The 24468-nt window shown below is 49.6% G+C and carries 22 protein-coding genes, 1 tRNA gene and 1 riboswitch; of the genes, 3 read left to right on the plus strand and 20 right to left on the minus strand.

Translation table 11 applies throughout. The features are described 5' to 3' along the window. Positions 1 to 55: 55 nt before the first annotated feature. The 11 genes from IT774_RS11910 to IT774_RS11960 form a co-directional block, all read right to left on the minus strand. Complete coding sequence (locus tag IT774_RS11910; RefSeq protein WP_195809959.1) at positions 56 to 778, minus strand: exonuclease domain-containing protein; 723 nt, start codon at positions 776 to 778, stop codon at positions 56 to 58. After that, on the minus strand, positions 775 to 2634 hold the full coding sequence (locus IT774_RS11915) for a DUF294 nucleotidyltransferase-like domain-containing protein (protein WP_195809960.1): 1860 nt from the start codon (positions 2632 to 2634) through the stop codon (positions 775 to 777). Before IT774_RS11915 ends, IT774_RS11910 begins: the two co-directional genes overlap by 4 nt. A gap of 88 nt (positions 2635 to 2722) precedes the next feature. Further along, entirely contained in the window at positions 2723 to 3022 is a 300-nt protein-coding gene (locus IT774_RS11920) for a 2OG-Fe(II) oxygenase family protein (RefSeq protein ID WP_195809961.1), read from the minus strand. Between the two features lie 181 nt (positions 3023 to 3203). Beyond that, the gene (locus tag IT774_RS11925) at positions 3204 to 5162 is read right to left on the minus strand and encodes a hypothetical protein (RefSeq protein WP_195809962.1); all 1959 of its coding nucleotides are present in this window, start codon (positions 5160 to 5162) and stop codon (positions 3204 to 3206) included. Between the two features lie 252 nt (positions 5163 to 5414). Beyond that, positions 5415 to 5876 (minus strand): ribosomal protein S18-alanine N-acetyltransferase, encoded by a 462-nt coding sequence (gene rimI, locus IT774_RS11930; RefSeq protein ID WP_195809963.1) that lies wholly within the window; start codon positions 5874 to 5876, stop codon positions 5415 to 5417. Between the two features lie 6 nt (positions 5877 to 5882). Next, positions 5883 to 6350 (minus strand): hypothetical protein, encoded by a 468-nt coding sequence (locus IT774_RS11935; RefSeq protein WP_195809964.1) that lies wholly within the window; start codon positions 6348 to 6350, stop codon positions 5883 to 5885. 66 nt (positions 6351 to 6416) lie between these two features. Next, a tRNA-Trp gene (locus IT774_RS11940) sits at positions 6417 to 6493 on the minus strand. A gap of 117 nt (positions 6494 to 6610) precedes the next feature. Beyond that, positions 6611 to 7381, minus strand: coding sequence for a phosphotransferase (locus tag IT774_RS11945; protein WP_195809965.1), 771 nt, complete (start codon positions 7379 to 7381; stop codon positions 6611 to 6613). Then, on the minus strand, positions 7368 to 7979 hold the full coding sequence (gene pnuC, locus IT774_RS11950; RefSeq protein WP_195809966.1) for a nicotinamide riboside transporter PnuC: 612 nt from the start codon (positions 7977 to 7979) through the stop codon (positions 7368 to 7370). Before pnuC ends, IT774_RS11945 begins: the two co-directional genes overlap by 14 nt. Beyond that, entirely contained in the window at positions 7976 to 8248 is a 273-nt protein-coding gene (locus IT774_RS11955; protein WP_195809967.1) for a YkoF family thiamine/hydroxymethylpyrimidine-binding protein, read from the minus strand. The genes pnuC and IT774_RS11955 overlap by 4 nt, the downstream gene beginning before the upstream one ends. 10 nt (positions 8249 to 8258) lie before the next feature. Then, a complete protein-coding gene (locus tag IT774_RS11960) occupies positions 8259 to 10325 on the minus strand; it encodes a TonB-dependent receptor (RefSeq protein WP_195809968.1) in 2067 nt (688 codons plus the stop codon). Between the two features lie 55 nt (positions 10326 to 10380). Next, positions 10381 to 10481: riboswitch (TPP riboswitch) on the minus strand. A 392-nt stretch (positions 10482 to 10873) separates the two neighbouring features. Between IT774_RS11960 and IT774_RS11965 the strand changes: the two genes are divergently transcribed. Next, positions 10874 to 12637, plus strand: a complete 1764-nt coding sequence (locus IT774_RS11965) for a helix-turn-helix domain-containing protein (RefSeq protein ID WP_195809969.1) — start codon at positions 10874 to 10876, stop codon at positions 12635 to 12637. On the opposite strand, the gene IT774_RS11970 is transcribed toward IT774_RS11965, so the two are convergent. Then, positions 12638 to 13069 (minus strand): acyl-CoA thioesterase, encoded by a 432-nt coding sequence (locus IT774_RS11970; RefSeq protein ID WP_195809970.1) that lies wholly within the window; start codon positions 13067 to 13069, stop codon positions 12638 to 12640. 59 nt (positions 13070 to 13128) lie between these two features. Here IT774_RS11970 and IT774_RS11975 point away from each other — a divergent pair, with 59 nt between their 5' ends. After that, positions 13129 to 15186, plus strand: a complete 2058-nt coding sequence (locus IT774_RS11975) for a GNAT family N-acetyltransferase (protein ID WP_195809971.1) — start codon at positions 13129 to 13131, stop codon at positions 15184 to 15186. 1444 nt (positions 15187 to 16630) lie between these two features. Here IT774_RS11975 and IT774_RS11980 read toward each other — a convergent pair. From IT774_RS11980 to IT774_RS12005, 6 genes are read right to left on the minus strand one after another with little or no spacing between them, the layout of a single operon-like run. After that, the gene (locus tag IT774_RS11980; protein ID WP_195809972.1) at positions 16631 to 17896 is read right to left on the minus strand and encodes a tetratricopeptide repeat protein; all 1266 of its coding nucleotides are present in this window, start codon (positions 17894 to 17896) and stop codon (positions 16631 to 16633) included. Positions 17897 to 17898: 2 nt separating this feature from the next. Beyond that, complete coding sequence (locus tag IT774_RS11985; RefSeq protein ID WP_195809973.1) at positions 17899 to 18510, minus strand: energy transducer TonB; 612 nt, start codon at positions 18508 to 18510, stop codon at positions 17899 to 17901. Position 18511: 1 nt separating this feature from the next. Then, positions 18512 to 18910: an ExbD/TolR family protein gene (locus tag IT774_RS11990; protein WP_195809974.1), complete on the minus strand. Its 399-nt coding sequence runs from the start codon at positions 18908 to 18910 to the stop codon at positions 18512 to 18514. An 11-nt stretch (positions 18911 to 18921) separates the two neighbouring features. Next, positions 18922 to 19446 carry a MotA/TolQ/ExbB proton channel family protein gene (locus IT774_RS11995; RefSeq protein ID WP_195809975.1) on the minus strand — a complete coding sequence of 175 codons (525 nt, stop codon included), beginning with the start codon at positions 19444 to 19446 and terminating at the stop codon, positions 18922 to 18924. A gap of 1 nt (position 19447) precedes the next feature. After that, positions 19448 to 20806, minus strand: coding sequence for a MotA/TolQ/ExbB proton channel family protein (locus IT774_RS12000; RefSeq protein ID WP_195809976.1), 1359 nt, complete (start codon positions 20804 to 20806; stop codon positions 19448 to 19450). 6 nt (positions 20807 to 20812) lie between these two features. Then, entirely contained in the window at positions 20813 to 21577 is a 765-nt protein-coding gene (locus tag IT774_RS12005; RefSeq protein WP_195809977.1) for a DUF3450 domain-containing protein, read from the minus strand. A 610-nt stretch (positions 21578 to 22187) separates the two neighbouring features. Between IT774_RS12005 and IT774_RS12010 the strand changes: the two genes are divergently transcribed. Then, positions 22188 to 22895, plus strand: coding sequence for a 2OG-Fe(II) oxygenase (locus IT774_RS12010; RefSeq protein WP_195809978.1), 708 nt, complete (start codon positions 22188 to 22190; stop codon positions 22893 to 22895). Positions 22896 to 22899: 4 nt separating this feature from the next. Here the strand turns inward: IT774_RS12010 and IT774_RS17480 are convergent, their stop codons facing one another. Together IT774_RS17480 and IT774_RS17485 are read right to left on the minus strand one after the other, a co-directional pair. After that, positions 22900 to 23139, minus strand: coding sequence for a putative 2OG-Fe(II) oxygenase (locus IT774_RS17480; protein ID WP_232364974.1), 240 nt, complete (start codon positions 23137 to 23139; stop codon positions 22900 to 22902). A 41-nt stretch (positions 23140 to 23180) separates the two neighbouring features. Then, positions 23181 to 24284, minus strand: a complete 1104-nt coding sequence (locus IT774_RS17485; protein WP_232364975.1) for a tetratricopeptide repeat protein — start codon at positions 24282 to 24284, stop codon at positions 23181 to 23183. Between the last annotated feature and the right edge of the window lie 184 nt (positions 24285 to 24468).

Here is a 24468-nt window from a genome sequence, read left to right on the forward strand (position 1 = left end):
TGTATTTGTGGGTAAACGCTATTCGCTTGCACAGGGGCGCCCAGGCCGCAAAGGCTTAACCCGAGCGTTTTACCAGCGGCCCCAGGGTGGCCTGCTGCAAACCGAATATATCGGTGACCTGAGCCAGAAACAGCTCGCCGGTCGCCACCGCATCGGCAAAGGCATTGTGCGCCAGATAAGGTGGTAAGCCGCGGGTTTCGCGAATACTGGTCAGCCGCAGATCCGGTTTAACCATCCCCGAGGCCACACACAAAGAGCGCTCAATGGCCAGCGTGTCTAAAAAGACCAGCGGCAAGTCTACCTCTGCAGGTAATTTTAATAAGGCATGTAAAAACTGCTGTTCAATCCAGGCGCCATGGGCAATGACCACTTTACCGGCCAGCGCCTGCAACAAGAGCGGCCCCAGTTTTACCGGCGACATACCGCTGTCGAGGGTTTCTGGCACAATATGATTGATGATGGCGGTATCCGGCACCACGCTATGCCCGGTGTCGACATAATAATGCTGAGCGGAGGACAGCGACAAGACCGGAAACTTCAGAGTCAGCATGCCCACTGATAATATGGCATCGTGGCTGGCATTGAGTCCCGAGGTCTCAAAGTCCAGGATCACACATTCCAGATCTTTAAGCGGGGTTTCAGGCGCGGCCAGACTATGCCCGAAAAAGGTTTTTAACTGCGGCTCAAAGTCGTTTTTCGCCAGGGCCAGCCGCCGTTTTTTTTCGGCTTTGACCAGCGGATGAAAACGACTGAACCAGGAACGCCTGGCCAGCTTCATCGCAATAATCCTGCGGCATTAAAGCGTTGCTGGGCGGCCTCCTGATAACGCGCAATTATTCGAAATGCATCTTTAAGATGATTGCGTTCAAAGGCGGTCAGTTGTGAAGGCGCAATCAGATTGTCCTGTTTACCGCCATGACAGACCACTTCACTTTGGTGTTTAAACCGAACCATGTTGATAAACTGGAACGCCTCGAGCAGTTCATTACGGCTTTTATCGTTAATGACCTTACTTTTGGCCGCGTCGCGCAAACGGTGGGTGGTTTCGGTAGCCGAGCTGCCGGCCGCCAGGGCGTAGACCCGTGCCAGCTCCACAATCAGGTTGACCGCCTGGCGCTTAATGTTCAGCACCTGCCGGTTATCCCCATCACGGGTTAACACAAATTTGCGAAACAAACCCAGAGGCGGATTTACCCTCAACGAATTGGCCACCAGCATCGCAAAGAACCGGTGGTGGCCTTCCACCCGGGCCAGCAGAGATTGTTTTAATGCGGCCACCAGATGATCGGTACCAAACAAAAATCGCAAATCGAGAAACACACTGATATCCAGCAGATTCTGTAATTCTGTTTCTGCCACCCATTCTTTTACATAGTCCTGCCAGGTGGCCAGCGGCACCCGCCAGCGCTCGTTACTGGCCATGATATTGCCGGTACAGTGGGGATAGCCACATTCGTTGAGCGCATCACAAACATAATCAGCCAGCGCTTTAAAATATTTAACTTCCTCACCTTCCGGCTCCCACTGCAGAATCATGCCATTGTCCTGATCAGAACCAAGATGCATTTCAAACCGGGCCTGGGAGCCGGCACAAAACCAGGCATAAGGAATGGGTGGCGGCCCGAACTTATCTTCTGCCAGTTGCAAAATACGTTTATTGAAGGCATCAGCAATCAGGGTCACCATCTGCTGGATAGCCCGTGAGTCGACCCTGGCAGCTTGCAAGGCTTCAAACACGGATTGACGTTGTGGCACCAGCGAAATTAATTCTTTCAAAGACGTCTGACGGTAAATCTGGCTAATTAAAAAGATCGCCTGTACATGAGAGTTTTCAACCAGGCTGGTGGCAGTAAGTACACCGACCACGGCATCGTTTTCAATTACCGGCAGGCTGCGAACATTGTGTTGCATCATGATCTCAATAGCCTGCAGCAAAGGTGCCTCGGGGTTAACTGTACGCAAATGCTGGGTCATGATTTCTTTAATGGGCACACTGGGATTCATGCCGGTCGCCAGCACCCGGGTGGTCATATCCCGATCGGTAACCACTCCCACCAGGGCATCGTTATCAAAAACCAGGGCATTGGAGCGATGCATTTTCGCCATGACCTGAGCCACTTCACGTATGGGAGTGTCTTTGTTAACCCGCGCCACACGCCGGTTCATTACTTCTTTGACGCTGCGAAGGTACAGCGCCTCTTCCCCTTCCTGATGAGCCGAGGAATGGGCAAGGCGAACCGACTCCTGGGAAGAAAAATGGTTTCGAATGCCCGGATTGTTGTCTATCAGACGGGTTAACACCTGTTTAGGAATACGATACAACAAGGTGTTTTCAATTCCCTGCAGGGTATAACCACATTCGCCGGTACGGTATAACTGACTAAAACCAAACAAATCGCCGTCGGCAAGCCGGGTGCGCAAGCTGCCATCCTGATGGCGCTGTTCTACCGCGCCGGTACGCACAATGTACAGCCCCTGCCCTACAATCTGCTCGCCCGGCAAGGTCTCATTTTTCTTCAGATACATAATATCGACAGAGGTTGCCAGGGATTGCCGCTCTTCATCATCGAGCAAATCAAACGGGTCAATTTTTGCTAAAAAACCCACAATATTGGGCAGTAATGAAGATTCCATAATTTATCTTTTGGTTGTTGCGACCTGCCGCTGACAAGCAAAGGCAGAGCTGCTGTAAAATGTAACGGGTCTGGCCGTGGCGCCAGATTCAGGGCAAATGCAACGCCAGTGACAGTAGCTTACGCTGGCCCTGTTCAATACGGCTGACGCTGTGCGAATACAAATCTGGCCGAAAAAAGTAGATACGGTTGAGCCACGCAAAAATCACTTTATCCGCGTTAAATACACCGCCTTTTTGTGGCTTTTTAAGCACGATATTGAATTTGTAATAGCGACCGCCTCCCATTGGATCATTGTGTCGAAGCACCTGATGTCCGTGTGGATAGGTCACCAGATTAAGCGAGATACGAGAGAAACTAAATAGCGCTTTGTTAATGACTTTGCCCATTAACCAACCTTACTTGTGATGAGGTAATAGCATAATCTATGGATACTGGCACAGGCAAAAAACGAAGAAAAGTGTGGATCGGGATGCAGCCCAGATGAATTGTTTATGAGATAAAACTATTTGATTGTGGCAGCACCACGTTGAAGCGGGCGGTCCTGCTGCCGCCCGAGATCCAGTTAACTTATTTAATCTGCCCGATTTTGCGCATCTGGTCGCGCCAGGCCCGGTACATAGGCGCATCCTGCTCATGTTGCTGCATGGTTTCTTTTAAACCAATACTGGCGGTCAGAGCTTTAGTGCCTGAAGAGGCGCTATTACAATAGGTCGGAAGCGTGGTGGTAGAAATGCCCTTACCAGCCACAAACAACCCCCCGTTTTCTTCATTCCAGACATCAAACACCAGCTCATATAAGTCGTACATCTCCGCGCTTTTGATAACCTGATAATTCAGATAAGACGATGCATCGAAGCCGTGCCCGCCGGCATATGCCGTCAGGGCGATATTGTATTGGCCGGTCAATGTTGCCGCCTGACGAATGCCATAACGCAGACCCGGCGCCTCTCCCTGTTCATGAAACCGGGAAGTACCATCGACATACTGTCGCGCATCACTTAGCATGCTCTGCGCGCTATCAATGCTGAACTGAGTGGCTGAGGTATTTAACACCAGCGGGTCCACCGCCAGTGCGTCAATTTGCTCGCCTGGCGCCTGCGCTCCCTCAAAATACGTTAACAGGGCGCCCTCAAGCAGCTGTTGATTGTAGGTCACCGAACTTTTGGCATCCTGGATGGTACCGGCCAGTACACTGATGACCCGCGCGGCATCGTCCTTCCATACATCGTTAAACAACGCTTTTACTTCAAGGGTGCGGGCGGCCTGCCAGTTGCTGATAAGCAAATTTTCCTGCTGCAACATGGATAAATTTTCCATCGCCGGCGCACTGTACGCATCAGGCCAGCGTGTCAGAGCCTGAGTCAGCGCGTAATCACGGCCCTGACGCTGCGGGAAGGTGCGTTTTGCCAGCTCGTTGCCAAGTTCAAGGTACACCACCCGATTTGAGTTCAGGGAGGTGTGTAGCAACTGGGCCAGACTTTGCAAATATTCATTGTCTGCAGCCAGCGGCAGGTTAAGCCACAAATGCGAAGCCGACTGATTTGCCAGCTCAATCATTAACTCATACGGTGCGCCTTTTTCGGTGCCCCAGTTGCTGTGTGATAACCGGACCCGGTCAGCCCAGCCCTGCGCATCAAAGCGGTTGCCCGTCTCGGTCGTCAGCCCGTACAAAGAGGCCGGTGTGTGCCACAGCGCCGGACGCACGACTTTTGCTGGCTTAAGATAATTTAAATAGGACTGGGTGAACAATCCATCCATTTCGCTTTGCGGACGCAACAGCCGTAAGTTACGCAGATAATTACCGGACTGCCGGGGATCGGTATCTACAATCGCCACGCTGATGGCGCCCTGGCCTGCATAATCAAGCAATATCTGCTGGCCTTCTTCGCTTATCACCCTGGCATTTTCAAATACCAGCTCGCCCTCACCTTCAAACGTAAAGGTGTAGGTTCCGGCCGCGTAAGCATGGTCGATATCAGCACTCATTACCGTGGTGAAAATAGCATCGGCACGACGGCCGTTACTCAGCTCCATACTGGTGGGCCAGCCCTGGGCGTCTACCTGAATATGCTCGCTGAGCTGCTCATCAATCGCGCCGGACTGAGCGACAAACCAGCCATGCTTGCGCTGATCCAGACTGTGTCCGGTGACCCCTGAGGCTTTCATCAAATCAGCCAGTGACCAGGCGGTCATATCAGCCTGAATCTTTGCCACCTGCGTGCCTAGTCTGAACTCATTGGGCGTCGCAGTTGCGGTTTCGGACAAGGCATCTTGGTTTACATCTTCACCGATTAATCCACCAGGTAAGCTGGTCGCTGGCGGGGTTGAGTGCACCGGCGGTGTTGGCTTTATGGGAAGGTTTGATGAGGAGCCAGGTAACGGACCTGAGGCTGTAGGTACAGGCGCAGCCTGATTGATTTCAGGGACATTTTGCGCGATCTCGGGCTCGCTTCCCCCGCCAGAACCACAGGCACTGATAAGGGTCGAACAGGCAAGCATTGAGAGGTAAATAATTGGTTTTTTCATAACTGCAACACACTTCGTTAAAGTCAGGAATTGCGCTTTTGCAAGCTGACAGAGCAGGAGCCGTAAGAGTAGCCTTTAGTGGCTAAAAGCCCTATGGAAACGAGGTATAAGCGCCAATACGCGAGTATTTACAAGGTTTGAAAATTTAACTAAAGTCGATTTTTTATTATTAAATAACAGTGACTTATTTTTTTGCCTTAGTGTGAAAACTTGCAGGTATTTTGAAAGGTATAGATTAGCAAACCCTAATCTTTAGCGGAAAAGTGTGTAGCTCATAATGATTGCGTCTTCTGCCTGGGCGTTCGCATCAGCCGCTGGATAATAGGCTTTGCGGACTTCCTGAGTGACAAAGCCACTGGTTTCATAAAGGCCACGGGCGATCTGATTAGAGGCACGAACCTCAAGCCATAGACTGGCCATCTGGCGTTGCTGACAACAGGTAATCACGTCATTGAGCAGGTAACGACCGGCGCCCTGCCCGCGGGCGTCCTGGTGCACCCCGATATCAATCACTGTAGCTTCATCCACCACCATCAAAATGATCGCATAGCCGATAAGACGCTGATTTTGCCATAGTGTACGTAAACAGTAGGGAGACGTAGTGCTGTCTGTGAAGGTATCCAGACGCCAGGAGGTCGGTACCACCTGCTGATGGATAGCATGGGCCAGCCTGATATCCTGCGCCCTGGCAGTGGTCGTATGAAAGCTATTCATAACCACCTAGCCTAGCCACACCATAGCTTGCCACAACTGTTTTTTGTCGGCGGCGGTGAGTGCTGCAGGGGCCACCGGTAGGCTAATTTGCTGGCTGGTCACCTTTAACTCAGAGGCAATTTTGACCGCGGGCATCGGCTGATTTGGTAATACCACTGCCATTGCCAGACTGATGTCGTCTAATAAGGCTTCGGCTTGCGATTGCTGCTCTGCGGTCAGGGCTGCCTCGGCAGGCTCAGCGGTCGCTGCCACAGCCTGGGATGACGTGGTGTCTTTGCTATCGGGATTATCACGGCTTATCGCCGTTCGTAATGCGGCAAGCTGTTGAGTTCGATCCGGCGCGGTCTGTACCCGTGATGCAGATGGCTGAGTAGTCACCGGCATTGCAGAGTCAGTCGCTACATCTTGCCCGACCTGCTGCCAGACACAGATACCCATTTGTTGCAAAGCGGCAATTTGAGAAAGATTCAACACGGTCAGACAAACCTGAAGCTAAAGAAGTACTACCCTAGCGGGAAACAAATAAAAAAGAAAGGAAAGTGGCAGGGGTGGAGGGACTCGAACCCCCAACCATCGGTTTTGGAGACCGCTGTTCTACCAATTCGAACTACACCCCTAGCGCGGTTTCGCATTATACGTATGCAATACAAAAGGTAAAGACTTTTTACCCGCAACCGTTCTAAATGCTCAGCAATTCAGCATATTGCGCAATTCCTGTGCATTTGGCCGGTTTTCTACATGGCGTTACTGGTCGCCTTTAAGGCGGCATGCCAAAGCGCCTCGGTAATACCGACGACCCGTTGATAAAAACTAACGTGTTCAAGAATATGATGCAAGCCAATTCCGCTACACTGTGCATAGGCCTGAAACAACTGTTGTTGCTGCCCGGATTCAAACTGATTGATGGCGCAACAACTGGCGATATCGAAGTACCTGCTTACCTGCCCGGCGTACTCCCAGTCAATCAGCATCAAAGGCTTTAGTCGCAACAGATGACCGGCCGACAAATCATTGTGGCCGCAGACCAAATCCCCGGCTACGTCTGGATGGTTTTTCAAACGCTGTATAAGCTCGCTGGCCTGCATTGCCAGCTCACTGTCGGTGGCCAAATCAGCAAGGCTGAAGTAATGCTGCAGGCGGGCCGGCAAATTCAGGTAGGGACCGGTAATCGGCAGCTGATGAATGTGGGCCAGCACCTTGCCTAAGAGCGCAGGTGTCACCACACCGGGCTGCCGGGTTTCAAACTGTTCTACCCACCAGTGGTCATCGTCGCTCATCCACAACGGCTGCGGCGCGATGCTACAACCGGCAAGTTGTTGTTGCAGATGAAACTGCGCCTTGCGGTCAATACCACTAAAGGTGTCCTCTCCCAGCCACTTGACCAGCAAGTGCCGGGACTTATCCTCCAGCTTATAAATATGATTGACCGCACCGCCGTCAAGTGGCGTTAAGGTAGCGTCATTCGATAGTGACAACGCTTGTGTCAGCGCCTCAGGAATACGCATGTACAGTATCTTGTTGCTCGCGATATTCCGCGCGCCACTGCCAGTAACCGTAAACCGAAAAGCCAAGATAACTGGTGAACAGGCAGGCCGAAAGCACCAAACCGGATTGTGCATAAAGGTAGGCGGAAGCTAAGTTGATAAAAAACCAGTACACCCAGTTTTGCAGCACCTTGTGCGCCACCATAAACGTGGTGACGACACTTAGCACCTGAATACAGGCATCCAACCATAAAAAACGGTTATTAAACTGCGCCTCGGCCACTTGTGCCAGTCCCCAGCCAGCAATTAATAACACCGGCACCAGTAATACATGCCAGGGCCAGTTTAAGGAACGTACCTTACTGATGGCCTCCGGGCCCTGTCGCCACTGGTAATAACCATACACAGCCATCAGCATGTAGAAAAAATTCAACACCGACTGAAATGGCAGGGTTACCTGCCAGAAGACATAGGTGTAAATGCCGGTGCTGGCAAATGCACATGCCCAGCACCAGCTATTTTGTCGTGCCGCCAGCCACACATAGCCCAGCGCCAGCACCACCGCGGCCCATTCCAGTAACGAGGTCGCGGCCAGTTGTTGTAAAAAGGTCTCGGTCATGACTGAGCCGGGGTGTTATCAGACTGCATGGCATCGAAGTTTAGAAACTTGGCAACAAATACTGCCTGGCCTACCTCTTCATGGGTCTGTTGCATCTCTTTGCCCAGGATCATCATTACCGTCTGATAATCGCCCCGGACCAGCGTATTGGTGGCACTGGTGTCGACCCATAAATCGGAGTGACAGTTGAGCCGCTCGATAAATCCTTTTATAGGTTGAATGTATTGTTCCATAAGGGGATACAATGAAATTTCGACCATAACCTGCATACGTTTTCTCCTAAAACTGGTAGTTAAATGTAACACCAAACTGACGTCCGTCCGCCAATTGATAGTACGGCTCGTCGAAAGCATAATTGTCACGGGGATCGTTACTAAAGCCACCAAATCCGCGTACATAATAGGTTTTATCAAACAGATTATTCACCCACACGGTGGTGCTCCAGCGCTCCTGCTCATAATGCAGCTGGGTATTAAACACGGTGGCAGAGGGCGACATCACATCATGGCCATCAGAAAACCGGTAGCGATCTTTAAAGTCCGTTTCCACTCGCCAGCTTAACACGCTGGTTAACCATAACTCACTGAACAGGTTGGCGGTCCAGCGCGGCGCTTGTGCCTGACGTTGTTCTTCGACAAACTCGCCTTTGGCATTGGTATACTGTTCAAAACGCGCATCCAGATACCCGAGACTTCCCTGTAGCGCCCAGTTGGAGGTCACCTGCCAGCTTGCCTCTAGTTCAGCCCCCTGATTGGTGCCCAGATCGGCATTATCGATAATATCAATAAAGTCCGGCGTGCTGTCTGCTCGTATCACCACATCAAAGTCATTGACCTGGGTATTATCCCGACGCATATAAAATAATGCAGCGCGCACGGTGAGCTGCGGCACAATAAACGGACCTTTCACCCCCACCTCATAATTCCAGCTGTATTCTTCGTCAAAAATGCGCTTATCTTCCGACACCCGTTGGGCCGGGTTTATCCCAGCGCCTTTGAAACCACGGGATACGCTGCCATACCACAACTTATCCCCGGCGGTATATTGCAGCGCAAGCTTGCCGCCGACCATATCGGTATCGTGATTTTGCTGTAAGCCCTGACTGTCGGCATAATCAAATTCGTAATTTTCCAGGCGCACCCCAAAAATCAACACCAGATCTGCCAGCAATTGAGATTGTGTCTCGCCATAGACGGCGGTGGTGGTTGGTGTGTACTCACTTAAAAAGTCGGAGCCGGCGTAGGTGTATTGGCGCCGCAAGGCTTCTTCAGTACCTTTAAAATGCGCCCCCAGGGTCCAGCTTGTGCTGTCATTAAACAGCCGGGTTGTAGCAGAAGAAGTAAACCGTAGCTCGGCGGTCTGGGTATCGATTTGTCTGAAGTAGGCATCGAATGAACGGTAAGTACCCGGGTGAAACTCAGGGTAGGTCCAGTCTTCATCATACCCATAGGCCAGATTATGACTGGCATGGGTAAGCAGCATAGTGAGCTGACCAGCGTTAAAGTTACGGGTGAGCTTTGCGCTCAGCCCATGGGTTTGCTGGGTATCATAACCAGGCTCATCCGCTACCGACTGGCGGTTATTGTCTAGCGAAAAGGCATCATAACCATTGTCGATATCGTACCAGCGATAATTGAGATCCAGGATCGAATTTCGATCCAGATCCCATTGCAATGCTAGCCGTGACGCGGTTTCATCAATATTATTGGTGTCGTCGCTGTTTAAGAAGCGGTTTTCAACAAAGCCGTCACTACGATTATGCACCCCACTGACCCGATAACGCACGGTATCGGATAGCGCGCTACCGGTGGCACCTTCTATTCGGTAGCTATTATTGTTGCCCGCCCGCAATTGCAGATGACTGGTCTGATCTTCAGTGGGTTGTGCACTGACAATTTTAATGGCCCCCGCCAGCGCGCCGGTTCCAAACAACGTAGACTGGGGTCCACGAAATACTTCCACCTGCCGGGTATCAAACAACACCCCGGTGGCACCCAGCCCGGAAAAATCAAAGTCATCGACTAAAAAGCTGACGGAAGGGTTCAGTGGCTCAGAAAACTGCGAGCGCTCACCGATACCACGAATTTGTACAAAGCGGCCCCGGGAAGCCCCCGCGGCGAAATTCACATTGGGTGCCACATTTAATACATCATCCAGATATTCAGCCTGACGACTTTGGACCCGTTGTGCATCCATGATGGTGGCGCTGGCACTGAGCTGATCCAGCGTGGCCTGCCGAAAATCAGAGGTCACCACTATGGTTTCAACATTATTAGGGTCAGAGTTTGCGATAGCAGTAAAAGGGGCGCATGAGAGCAGCGCTATCAGAACAGGATTTTTTTTCATTCAGGATCTCTTTTCTTAATGCGAAGAAAGATCCGGCTTTACGGCAGGTTGACTGGTCAGATGTAAACACCATCCCTACGCCGGTATTATCCGGATCAGGTAAAGGGTTCCCACATACGTGGATCTCAGCCGGTGACGGCGCCCCTTGGTCTGTCTTACTTAAACTTTGAGCGGGAGAGTCTAGCAAGTGTAAATAAATCGTCAAGCAGAAGAAAAAAGAAACGCCCGCTATTAGTGACGGCGCGGGCGTTTCTAAGGGTGGTCGTCGAAGACCGGATTGTTAGCGTCTGTTGCGCTATTAATCAACCATAAAACCGGCAACGGGTAATGGCATTGGTATGGGTTCATCAGTGAGCCAGCACACCATTTTGACCCGGCGGGTGAAAATGACTTCGAATCAATATAGATAAAAAATTATGCTGTTACCCCCCATAAATAATAAAAAAGGGTGTGGTAATTAAACAGGACACTTTTTACGATATATGGGACAATTTTCTTTCTCCACAGATATTTTCCGGCTACCCGGGGTCGTTTAAGCAAGGAGCAACATGCAGTATAAAGGTTTATTCTGGTCTGCCATGGTGCGGGCTATCTTAAGTATGCGCCGCGACCAGGGTACAGTGTCGATGGCCGATGCCGATGCATTAGCATCATTACCCGATCTTGAAGCCGGACTTATCGATAATGTGGCGCTCCATGAGCTGCTGGAGGCATTGTGCCCGCCGGCGCAGCGCGAAACCCTCGGGCGCTCGCTTATTGGCTATTTTGATTTTAACAAAATGGGTAACCTGGTGGTGTATGCCACGGCTACTGAGCATATTGAGGCGGCGCTAACAGCCCTTGTACCCCGGGCTGAACAGGTATTCCATGACGCCATAACCCGCCAGACGGCAGATGATACCCATATTGAACTGTCGTGGCAGGCCAGTCCATACCCACTGATTGATGATTTGCAAAGCTATTTTTTATTGACGCTTTGCCGGCATCTGGCTGGGCGGCAGTTTGATTTTGCTTATACCCGGGGCTTACCCGCTAAACAACAATGTCTGCTGGCAGCGCTCAGTCGAAGTGAGTGGCAATCCGGTGCCCGGATCGCAGTGGGCATTGATGCAGACTGGCTGCAGCGACCTTCGTTTTATCATAGTCAGGCAATGGAAAAGCTGCTGGCTCCTACATTGAGCCGAATTGAGACACCCGGTCTGAAAGATACACTGTTGCATATATTTGCCAAGGCTGAAGCCCCCGCCCGGATACGTGCTGAATGGGCAGCGCAACAGATGAATCAGACTGAGTCGGGCCTGCGTCGTATGCTGCGGGCGCATAACATTGCTTTTAGCAGTGTGTTAAAGGAATACATCCATGATAAGTCCTGCCATAGGTTGCTGGCCGGGGAAAAAACCGAAGATACCGCGGTAAGCCTGGGGTTTGCCGATCGCCGCTCATTTGAACGTAGCTTTAAAGAGTATGCCGGTATCAGCGCCGGTCAGTTACGTCAGCTTGGCAATCGCCTGCGCTTTCAAAAGGGCAATCATAGTTTGCTGGATATTGTGGACAATCTGCCCCCGCTACCGGCGACTATCCAGTCACTTTTACAGCTTGATGATGACACCATGACATTAAAGTCGGTGGTTCAGCTGATTCAAAAAGATCCTATTTTTCAGGCTCATATCATGAGTAAGGCCAGCAAGGCCATCTACGGTAGTTCACCTGATACCCTGGAGCAGGCCATTGGCCGTAATTTAGGTCTCAGTAATATCAAACAGTTAGCCGTGGTTTTTGCTGCCCAGCAGCAGCTAAATGCGCAATGCCGGCACCCTGATGTGGAAAAGCTCGCCGATGCAATGTTGCTCAGCTTACCGGTTTTTGAAGCGTTGAACACCGAGACCGAGACACCCGTGGCCACCACCGATACGCTGAAACAATTAATTCTATTCAGTACCTTGTCGGTCTTTCTGGTGTTTCATGATAAGTGTTTATTTGTCGACGGCGTGATGCGCGCCTGGGATGAAGCGCAGACTTTCAGTGACTTTGTGAGTCGGCTGAGTCAGGAGTTTGGAGTATGTCTGTATGGCGCCACTTCGCTTATGCTGCTGCGCTGGGGTTTTAACAGTGAGATTAACCAGACACTATGGAAGCTGTGCCAGGTAGCAGAAAGCCAAGCCGCAGGCGGCGCAGCCGGCCAGGTTTTACACGCCCATAACATCAGTTTTACGCTAAACGCGATGGGGCACGAGTCGCACCCCATCGTTTATGACTCAATGATCCCGGCCCTGGCCGCGCGCATCAAATCCGTTATCAGCCAGTGGCAATAACTATGACTGGCTGCTTTCGGTAAGCAGGTTCAGCGCTTTCAGCTCAACTTCAGTTTGTGCTTCCAGACTGTCCAGAGTTTTTCCATGCGGCACAGGTTGGCGCGTGGCGGGGTCTACTTTGACAAACACGATGTCATCGGCCAGACAGATTGTCTTTTTAGTGGCTTTGTTGCGCACCAGACAACTGACCGTGATGGACGTGCGTCCCACGGCTTTGGTGGCAAGACCAAATTCTACGATATCACCCTGCATCGCCGGCGAGTCAAAATTGATTTCGCCAATATGTTTGGTTACCAGACAGTTGGTTTCCAGCTGGCAAATCGCATAAATAGCCGACTCCTCATCAATCCACTCCAATGCCCGGCCGCCAAATAATGAATCGGCATAATTGAGATCGTTTGGCATGACTAATCGACGCGATAAAAAACGCATTCGTAATCCTCTGTGTAAATGTTTAAACTTTGCCACCATTATACGTTAATTTTTGCATTATGGCTCTGGCAAACCTTCAGCGCTGGTTACAACGGCATAGCTTTGTTCCGCAGGCGCACCGACAATTATTGTTGTTATCCGGTGAAAAACAGTGGGTAATGCAACAAATAACAGCATTAGGGTTAGCCGAAACTCTACCGGGTGAGTCCTGCTGGCTTGGCACCAAGCCGACCCACCTATGTGTCTCCAAACATCGGGAACTTCCCTTGTTCCGGCAGTTGCTGGGGCAGGAATTTGAGGTGGCGATTTTCAATGGCTTTGATGGTTTACGCCCCAATGCATTACTGGCGATTGCCGGCACGGTGAAACGGGGCGGCACGCTGATCATGTTGCTACCCGACATCGCAGACTGGCCTGCCCACCCCAGTGTCACCCAGCCGCACTTTTTAAGCTATGGCAGCAACTTATCGCACAGCGCTTTTACTAAATCCTGGCTTGCACAACTTATTGATGATCCAGCCGTGGCGCGCTTCAGCCGCGAGACTGTGCAACTGCCGGTGGTGCAGGCAAACATCTCAAAGGTGGATACATTTGTACATCCTCAGTTTCATAGTCCGGATCAGCTGCAGGCGTGGCATCAGGTTATCAAGATAAGCGATACCGACACCCGGCACTGTGTGATCACCGCACCCCGTGGTCGTGGAAAATCCGCCTTACTGGCGTTACTGGCGTGGTACTGGCATCAACAGGGCAAAACGGTGTGGCTTACCAGCCCGGTGCAACACAGCCAGCAGGTATTTTATGAAACTCTAACGCGTTACAGCGATGCCGGTTTTGCCGCCCGTGAATCGATTGTATGGCTGGCCCCGGACAACCCTGCCCTGGTGCATGACCGGCCTGATATTTTATTAATAGACGAAGCAGCGGGCCTGCCTTTACCGGTTCTCAATACATTGGTGGATACCCATCAGCGCTGCATTCTCAGTACTACCACTATGGGCTTTGAAGGTTCGGGACTGGGCTTTATCCACCGCTTTGTAAAACCGCGAACGAATGCTAAAACCCTGGCTGAGATAACCTTAACCACGCCCCTGCGGTGGTATTCCGATGATCCTTTGGAAGCGGTGCTTTGCAATACTCTGCTGCCGGCACTGCCCTCCCCGGCTCATACTGAGACCACCAATGTGCAGTGTGAGCTTCTGGTCCCCGCCCGGCTGAGTGTGGCTCAGCGTGATGCTGTATTCAGTTTACTCGCTTTAGCACATTATCAGACCACCCCCGATGATCTAATGCGTTTGCATGATGCGCCGGATAGCTTGTTGCTAGTGGCAACTGCCAATGAAACCATAGTGGGCGCCATTGCTATTAGTACTGAAGGTGGCCAGACGCTGGCAGCGGTTGATTCGCAGATTGCCCAGGGCAGGCGCCGGGTAAACGGCCATTTGTGTGCCCAGAGTCTGGCGCTGCTTAGTACCGAAAGCCAGTTGGCAGTACATACGTATTGGCGCATCAGCCGTATTGCGGTGGCTGAAAAGTGCCGGCAACAAGGGATTGCGCGGGACATGCTGACCCAACTTGAAGCAATTGCTGCCCGGCAAGAGGTAGACTGGCTTGCAACCAGCTTCGGCCTCACCCCCTCATTACTAACCTTTTGGCACAAGGTGGGTTTCGAACAGGTTAAAACAGGGGAGAAACCCGATAAAGCCAGCGGCCAGCCCAGTGCACTTTGTTTAAAGCCACTCTCGGGCAAAGCGCTGCCATGGCAGCTGAAATTACGTTGGCTGTATCAATTTGATACACAACAGCCTGTTAGCGCGTCTAAGGCGAGCACACTCTGGCTTCGTCAGGTTATGAAAAACCGGTTGCATGGCTACCTGGCGTCCGATCGTCCCAGGCAACATATGGGCGCCACTTTTAACCTGCTCGCACGCGCTCTTGGTGCCGCGGTACTGCAACAAACGCCACTTTTTTATGCGCTTTATGTACAGCAACACTCCATCCAGACTGTAATTGGGCAGCACCGGTTAAAAGGACGAAAGATGTTAGAGCAGGCACTACGGAATGAGCTTCAGGCAGTGGCTCCGGCACTTTATACAGCAGCGGCAGAGTATCCTTAAACCGATTGGATCAAATCTGCTCAGAAGCATTCAGTAACCATCGAGTCCGGACATGGACACCCACCCAATTAAGGACACCCACCTAATTATGGACACCCGTCAATTATGGACACTCACTACATATGAAAGCCAAGTCCGGACACCCATAACACCTAGACCTACAGACGTTGTAAAAATTAGTTATGGTACTCGCAGGTGGTCATTGGAAAAATTGCAGCCCGGATATGGACACTCACCCAATTATGGACACTCGCTTCGCATGAGAGCCAAATACGGACACCTGAGCAAATGATGGACACCCACCTTTAACAGCCACTGCTAAAAAGCACTCAATAACCATGGATGGTCATTAAGGATACCCACCGTGAGTTATGGATGTCAGTTTTGGACACTCACTACCTGTAAAATTCAGCTGTGGACACTCACACGACATAGACATCAAGAAGTTATGAAAAGCAGTTCTGACAGCCGTAGTTGGTCATCGAGAAAATTACTGTGGAGATAACCGTTAAAAGTCAGTTGTGGACAGCCACTACCCATATACGCCCGGTATTTATCAGAATCAGTAGTGACCCATATCGTATGCACTAAACACCCACCGTTAGTCATGCCCCACTACGTCAGTTAGAAACACTCACACCACCCAAACCTACAGAAGTTGTAAGAATCATTTATGACACCCGCAGTGGTACTCGAGAAAATCAGCGAATCATGGACACTCACAACAAATGAGAGCCAGGTACGCGTAAGTTATGGGTACCCACGACACGTAGACCTGCAGAAAAGATGGAAACTAGTTATGCCAACCGCAGTGGTACTAGAGAAAACCATTCAATCATGGCCAGCCACTGCTCATAAGCTTGCAGTAACCATTAAGTCCGGATTTGGCCCCCCACCAATCATGGACACTCACTATCAGTTATGGGCCCTCAACGGCCCTACGGGGTTATGAGAATCAGTTGTCACCTTCATAAAGTTCGCCATCAACACCCACTTAATTTGCTCATCCCAAAACAATTGTCAGTTGTGGTCACCCACAACGGTCACCAAGAAAAGGACTGCTATGCTAATCGTTAGGGAGTTAGCAGGGATGGTGGAATCGAATGAAAGCTGACTCACTTCTGGTATGTTGAAAGCACATATGGCGGAAAGCTACTGTTATGCTTTATAAATGAGAAGACGAAGGTATGGCAATTTAAAAGTGCATATATATCAGGTGCTTTATCTGAATCAGGGTCTATCTATACAAATCTAACTTGTACTAGCCTGAGTCCTCTAAGGGCTGCACTTTTATTATAATCAGCTGTATTGGCTGGTTGCATGGCCTTTTTATGAAAAGCAACGATAGGAGGGTGATACTGTCAGACATCGGCAGATTTCCTAGGCTAACACGCATAAAAAAGCCCCTATCAGATAGGGGCTTTTTAAACTTAACAATCAGGAATTAAATCTTAATACCACGATTCTTAGCTTTTTCTTTGATGTACGGTTCCCATGCCAGAGCATTGCGACGCATAGATTTCTCTTTCTTCGCTAGCTGCACATAGTCCCAGGCTTTTTTGAAGTTACCCAGATAGAAGTTTGCTTCCATTAATGAGAAATGGATTTTTGCTTCTTCTTCAGCACCTCGTTCCAACGCCTTGTTTAAAGCGGTAATGGCTCCTTTGTAATCCTCAGCAACCATCAGCAGAGTACCCTGCTTTTGGAAATCCTGGGGATCAGAACTCAATTGAGCTGCTTTACCATAGTATCTAGCAGCAAGATCGTAGTTCTTAGCCTGGTGGAATGAGTTTGCAATATTACGCATCATCTTGTCATCTTTCTTGATATCGCCGTTTTCAACGTGCTTCTCAAGAATTTTTGCTGACATGTATGGGATACCATTAGTGGAATACAGTTGAGCCAGGTTTTTAAATTGTGACTCTTTTTCCAGATATCCAGCGTTATAGGCAATTTCCATGGTGGCAAGCGCATCTGAATAGTTTTCTACCAACATGTAGAACACACCAAGTTGTGTCCACCATCCCGGCGTTTCAGGAAACGTATTAACCAGAGTTTCGGCAACCTTGACGGTTTCAGGATACATCTTACGCTGATAATAAGACTGTAATTTCAACACATAAGGATTTTTGTTCGGCTCCTCATAAAGCGCAATGGCTTTATCAGCAGGCTCAATCACTTTGTCCAATTGCTTGGTTTCAAAATATGCCTGTGCGATACGAACATAAACCATTTTGTCTTCTTTACACGTGAAGTCCATCCACTGCTGATACCAGTTAATGGCCTCTTTGTAGTTTTCTTCACGTAAATTCAGATCACCAATAAGCTTCAGGGTTTGCGCATGTTCGGTATCATTAAGTACTTTTGGTTTAACCGCACTGGTTAGGTAACGAAGTGATTCTTTACCTTTACCCTCTTGCGAGGCCAATAAGTTACCAATAAAACGGCCCACGTAAGCTTTATCAAAGTCATCAGATGCATCTACATCATAAAGGATGTCTAATGCTTCTCCTACTCTGTCTTCGTTATAGGCATCAAACGCTTTCTGAACCTTTTTACCTGCACGTTCACCCACCAACTTCGTTTTGCCCTTTTCATATCCTGGACAAACTACCGGAGCAGATGACTGCGCCATGACCGGCGCAGACAGTACAGCTGATACTCCCATGACTAAAGCAAGGGCTGACATTTTGAATGTTGTTTTCATCATGATCATTGCTCCAGTTTGAAGTCTAGCTGAACAAACATATTAGGTTGCTTAACACGTTTACCTTCAACAATTTTTGGCTTGTATTTCCACTTGCTCAACGCACGACGCGCTTCGCGGTCAAAAATACGTTTAGGGTCGGCATCGATAACATCGATGTCTTCCACACCGCCGGCTTCGTTAATAGTAAATGAAAGCTTAACCCAGCCTTCCCGGCCATCACGTGCTGCTTGTGGTGGATACTTAGGATCAATACGTACAATTGGTGTAGCTTCACCATCTTGTTGCATCGCGCCAACTGCACCAATGTTCACCCCTACGCCACCGGTATCAACTGATGGAACAGCCAGGCTGAATCCGTCAGAGTCTACTTCAGAGGCATCCGGCTCAACAGGTTGCATTTTAGGCGGCTGCTGAGGCGGTGGAGGTGGTGGCGGTGGCGTCCGCTGACGTGTTTGCGTGTCAGCATCGGGCTCCTGCATCACCACATCAATTACGGGTGCATCGGGAATTTCATCTGCCGGGCGGCCTGAGTTTTCGATCAACTTAGCCATCAATACGAATAACCCAAAGGCAACCGCGGCACCTAGTAGTATAGAAACGATAAATCGAACCATCTTATCCCCTTGCTGCTACTGATATGCGATCAACACCTGCAGCTTTAATCTGGTCCATCACTTTCACGACGACACCATGCTTGGCCTTAACGTCAGCCTGGATAATGACATAGTCTGTCGGCTGCTCCGTCAACAATCGCTCTATATTTGCTCGGACACTTTCAACCGCCACTTCACGTTTATCCAGCCATACACTTCCATCATCTGTAATAGCGATGAAGATATTGGCATTTTTGTGCAGTGACGCCTGATTCGCTTCTGGCTTATTTACCTCGATACCTGCTTCTTTTACGAAAACAGTGGTAACGATGAAGAAAATTAGCATGATGAATACAACGTCCAACATTGGCGTCATATCAATCTGCGCATCTTCCTCTTCGGTTCTGACTTTCCGCGCCATAATCTCTCTCTCTAGTGATGTGGCAGGCTATCAACCAAGCCTTCTTTTGCCAACTTAGCTTTCGCTTCGAGACGAGAACTTATGAACAGTCCAGACAGCGCTGCTACCATTCCGGCCATGGTCGGAATTGTGGCCATAGAGATACCAGATGCCATCAAGCGTGCGTTACTGGTGCCTTGCGTTGCCATTGTCTCGAACACAGTAATCATCCCGGTCACTGTTCCCAGCAGACCAATCAGTGGGCACATTGCCACCAATGTACGGATAATTAACATCCTCGCGTCCAAATTATCAGACGCCTGGGAAATCCAAGCTTCACGGATTCTATGCGCATACCATGAGGTAGTATCAGCGCGGGCATCCCATTTGGCGATAATATCTTTTTTCACCTTTGGAAAGACCGCCGTGATATACCAGTAGCGCTCAATCATTAATACCCACATAAGAAAGAGCGCGGCAGCAACAAAATACAACACGTCACCGCCGGTAGCGATAAATTCCCTGACAGATTCCCATAATCCAATCAGGCTATTCATATTACGCTTTCCCCGCCTCTGTGTGAGCTGCAATGATACCTGCAGTTTGCTCATCCAGAATGTGAACAATAGATTTGCTTCGAGAAGCAACGATGCTGTGAGTCAGAATCAGTGGTAGAGCTGCAATAATACCCTGAGCTGTTGTTACCAGCGCCATTGAGATACTACCTGCCATCAGACGAGGGTCACCTGTACCAAACAGTGTAATGCTCTGGAAGGTTGCAATCATACCAAGAACCGTACCCAACAGACCCAATAGTGGGGCAATCGCGGCGAAGATCTTAATTACATTGATTCCGCTTTCAATTGAAGGCAATTCTTTAAGAATCGCTTCGTCCAGCTTAAGCTCAAGATTTTCGGCATCCGCGTGTTTGTTTTCCTGATAAACCTGCAGGATACGACCCAGAGGGTTGCTGCTTGAAGGATTGCCAGGGTTTTTAACCTGAGACTTGATCTTGCTGCCAGTCATACCAAGCGTAACCAGCTTGTAAACACCGATAAGCAGACCAATGATAAGCATTACTGTGATGGTGTAACCAACCGGACCACCTGCATGATAACGCTCCATCATTGTTGCTTTCTCTTTCAACAGACCCAGGATAGCGCCTTGTGAAGGATCGGCATAGAACGGCACGATACCAGAGGTTGCAGTTGCCAGTTCTTGCGCAGAAGAAACCAGGTGGCCTTCAGGTTGACGGCCCAGCGGCTGTACCACTTCGTTTTCAGCATCAAAGGTCAGGTAACCTTCTTCACTTACTAGGTTAAAGGTACCAACACGAACTACTTCCTGCTGGCTGCTACCGCCGTCCAGCAGAACTACGTCAGTAGTAAAGCGAACAACCTGGCCAGATTCAGTCATTTCAGTTTGCAGAGCAAACCACAGATCTTCAAGTTCCTGAATGTTCGGCAAGCCTTTAGACTCTTCAGACATTTCAGCCAGGAAATCGTCACGACCCGGGAACTGCGCGCTCACGATTGACGTTGAAATACGACCGTAGGCTTCAGAAGCCGCCTGACGTACCACACCAAACATCTCACCCAGCGTACCCGTAGCTTGTTCCAACTCTGAAGACTTGTCGTTCAAAGTCGTTTCATTGTCAGAAAACTGCTGTTGCAGACGATCGCCACGATCCTGTTCAGATTTCAGCTCAGACTGGGCTTTACGTAACATCGCCTGTTTGTCTGAACGCTCTGAACGAAACTCGGCTTCGCGTTCTTTGTTAATACGGGCCTGAGATACCCGATTATTCTTCACCTGATCTAGCAGGTCTGACAGACTTGCTGCTTCCTGTGCTTGCGCACCGGTCGCCATAACCGCCAACGTTGCAGCGGCTACAAGAGATTTAAATACTAGTTTCATTAAAACTTACTCCGCTGCTTCAATTGGTAACTTAATCAGATCTGGTGTGATAGTGCCGTTGGCCATCTTCACAGCATCAACCACTGACGCCAGATATTCATCACCCAAAGCCTGCCATTCACGGGCATCTTTGTTCCAAACCCATGCACTTGTCTGATCAAGGGACAGAGCCAGCAAAGCCGTACGGCCCAGGTTATAGAAGTCAACCGTTACTTCAGTACCGTTGTCATCAATAGTTCCCTGGTAAGAAGACATCTTGCTGCCGTATTCCACTTCTACCAAGTATGCTTCGATAACCTGGCGGAATTGCTCAGAAACTGTAACGTTTGAGTTCGCCATGATATCGCGCAGACGTTGAATGCGCTCACGACGTTCTTCCAGATGAATCGGTACATCCAGCTCGACAAACTTTTCCAGGCTGTCGATCATGCGGAACATCAACGGCACGATGCCTTGCTTTGTTTCTTCAATGCTGTCGATTTGACGTTGCAACGACTCGATACTGCGCTGTTGGTCTGCAACCAGGCTGGCAATGTAATCGTTGTAAACTTTCAGGTTTTCTGTTTGGTCAACAGTTTGACGATATTCAACCAACAACTCTTGTGACTGCTCGAATAATGCGTTGATTTTTTCTTGAGATTTCGCTGCAGCCGCATGGATCTTAGCTTCTTCTTTATGAAGATCGTTAAGAGTAACTGCAGAGACGGCTGCACTGCCTGTCAGTGCAAATGCACCCATGACAGTAGAAGCAATAAGAGTTCTCTTGCTCATCTTGGACATAGTTCCCAACCAAATTTCTTATTTAAATCCTTGCTGAGATTATCTCGAGCAAGGGGCGTATAAACTTTTACAATTTTTAGTTTTCGGAATGGTAGCTGGTGGCGTGGTCGCGCCAACACTACGAATCTGTAATAGTCACACGGAATGACTAAAAGAGTCAAGTAACACAGTCTTAACACCCCATGGGACGGGAGGTTTGTTCAATTGCTGAGCGAAACATTCAATGATTTAGCATAAATAACCAAAGATGAAAGGATAAACACAATGTGACGTAGCGTATTCTCCAGAAAATTCATCCCGAGGAGGGGGGAGGCTCTACATTACTAGCGGCATAAATAACCAGTTGAATATAGCAGTTTAAAGTTGTTAACGGCAAAAAACATAGACGCTCGTTAACTTAATGTTACCACGGGATTTTCTATAAGGTGCGTCTCAGATTGACAATGTTGAACCTAGCTCGTGGTGGCGCCAGATAAAGACTTGTCCCTTCAATTATGGTTTCTATTTTTACAAAAGGGTGCTTTTTGGGTACCTAACCTTCCTCACCCTACAGTATATTTTGTTAAGCTATGCTCCTAACCATTATTATTATGAGAATACTGTGTTTAACCAGAATAATCCGCCGGTACATGACGGCCGCCACACGGCGCTGTTTCAGTCTGCCGGACATATTAATATTCCCCAGGCATTTGATACTGATTTTGCTCAGGCAATGGCGACAGGATTAGAATCGCACAGGCACTATAAGATGGCCGCTTTCATCAACAACCAGGTGTTAAACCTGTCTGCATCACAATGGCAAGCATTATCGAGCCAGCAACGAAGTGAAATACAAAAGTTGATGCACAATAATGCCGCACAGGGAATCGGCTATTGTTATGGACGTTCAACACTTGCGGATGCCGGCGCCCAAACCGCCGTATTCAAACAGTTTTCTGAATGGCTGAATGGCCCGCAAGTATTAGACTGGGTGAAGCAACTTTCGGGTCATACCGATATTTGCGCCGCCTCGCTGCAAGCCAGCTGTTTCGAACCTGGCCACTTTCTCACCCGGCACAATGATGTGCATGCGACGGAAGAGCGCCGGGTCGCCTATGTCGCCAACTTCAGCCGAGCCTGGCACCCGGACTGGGGCGGTTTGTTGCAATTTTATTCCAATCATGGACAGCCACAGGAAAGCTGGGCACCCTTTTTCAACAGTCTGAACCTGTTCGATGTAACTCGGGTGCATAGTGTGACCTATGTAACACCGTTTGCTCAGCAGTCCCGCTACGCGTTCTCAGGGTGGTTTCGTGCCACTGCCTTGTGAAGCCCTAGTCTTTGGTAAAATCACAGGCCACCGTCAGGCGGGGCTGGTTATCACTAAATGGCGTGGTGCCGTGCCAAAAAAATGAAGGAAAAATTACCAGCTTGCCAGCTTCGGGTTTAACCTTCGCAAAAACAGTGTTTTGCTGAACCTGGAAGTTAGGCTGACCAAAGTTCAAATAGCCTTCTTGTTGCTCATCGTTAAGCTGGGGAAGCTGAATATAGCAAACAGAGCTTAGCCAGCCCATGGGATGGATATGGTTATTATGATAGCCACCGCTTTGCAGGTTTACCGACCACGCATGTTCCGCCCGACATTGGCTGACTTTATTGAAGTCGGCATACGGAGAAGGTAACCGCGAAAACTGCTGGTGTGCCTGCGCGCCATGCCAGTTAAATTGTTGCTGAAGATGCTCAATAAGCGGATGCTGCCGGGCAAACAAATTACCCCCAGTCTGCGTACCGTGATGCAGGGTTTGCTCAAGAGGGGCCTGAAGCGACTGATGCAAAGAAAAAGATAAGTTTGCAAGGCTGCTAAATACGCTGCTAGCGAGGCATAGCCTGACGGTGGTCTAATTGTACCTTCATAAATAAAATTGGTGCGGCACTGAAAAGCCGCCTTATACCCGTCTGGCAGAGTGGGGAAAAACGGCAGCAATGCCAGCCCCCATTGATGAGCAGGATTTACTGACAAAACCCGCTCTATACAATGTTGGGCAGCCGTAGATTCGCCGGCACTGATCAGATGCTGGGCCAATTGACACAAACGATCCTCGGTTAGCATCCCTTGCATAGCCCGTTTGGCGGCCACGGTCGCCTGAGTACTATCACCGCTGAGCCGGTATGCCTGGGCCAGATGATAGTTACGCGTCGTCCCATCAACCCGGGCACCAGCTGACTCGAGTAACCCCAACACCTTATCATGTTGTTTCATTTTTATGAGTAAGGTTAAATAATCATCCAGGGTTTGGGCCGTAAATTGTTTGTTTTGCTGTAACAGTTCATAGGAATGCAAACATTCGGCAACCTTGCCCTGTTCGAACAAAAGCTGGGCCAAATTTTTGTGACTCGGGGCGTAGGACGGATTCAATAATTGTGCTGTTTTATAGTGCGAGATCGCGCTGTCATATTGTTGCATACCTACCAAACAATTTGCAAAATTATGGTGTATTGCAAATGCTTGCGAATGCGATTTTATTAATTCGCTAAGATAAGTATACGCTGTTTGAAAGTCACCCGCGGTATTAGCGACCTGAGCTTTAAGCAACTGCATCTCGGCATCCTGATTAAAGTTGTCAGCGAAATTGACCACCAGCTTTTGGGCTTGCGTACCACACCCACGGTCAACAAGAGCCCGGGTGGCTGCCAGAAACAATACTCTGGAGGAAGCCATAAGTGACGCCGCAAGCTGCAGGTTGCGCTCAAACTCAGCCCGTTTGCTGCAGTGCTGTAACTTTTGAAAGAAAAAACAGAGCGATGGCACCCTTGCCCCGTCCTGCAACGCTATAGATTGGCTAAGGCAGGTAAGCGCACGGTCACTTTGGTTCTCAAAAAAGTAACATTTTGCCAGGTTGAGA

The organism is Salinimonas marina (assembly GCF_015644725.1).
In the GTDB taxonomy this organism is placed as follows: domain Bacteria; phylum Pseudomonadota; class Gammaproteobacteria; order Enterobacterales; family Alteromonadaceae; genus Alteromonas.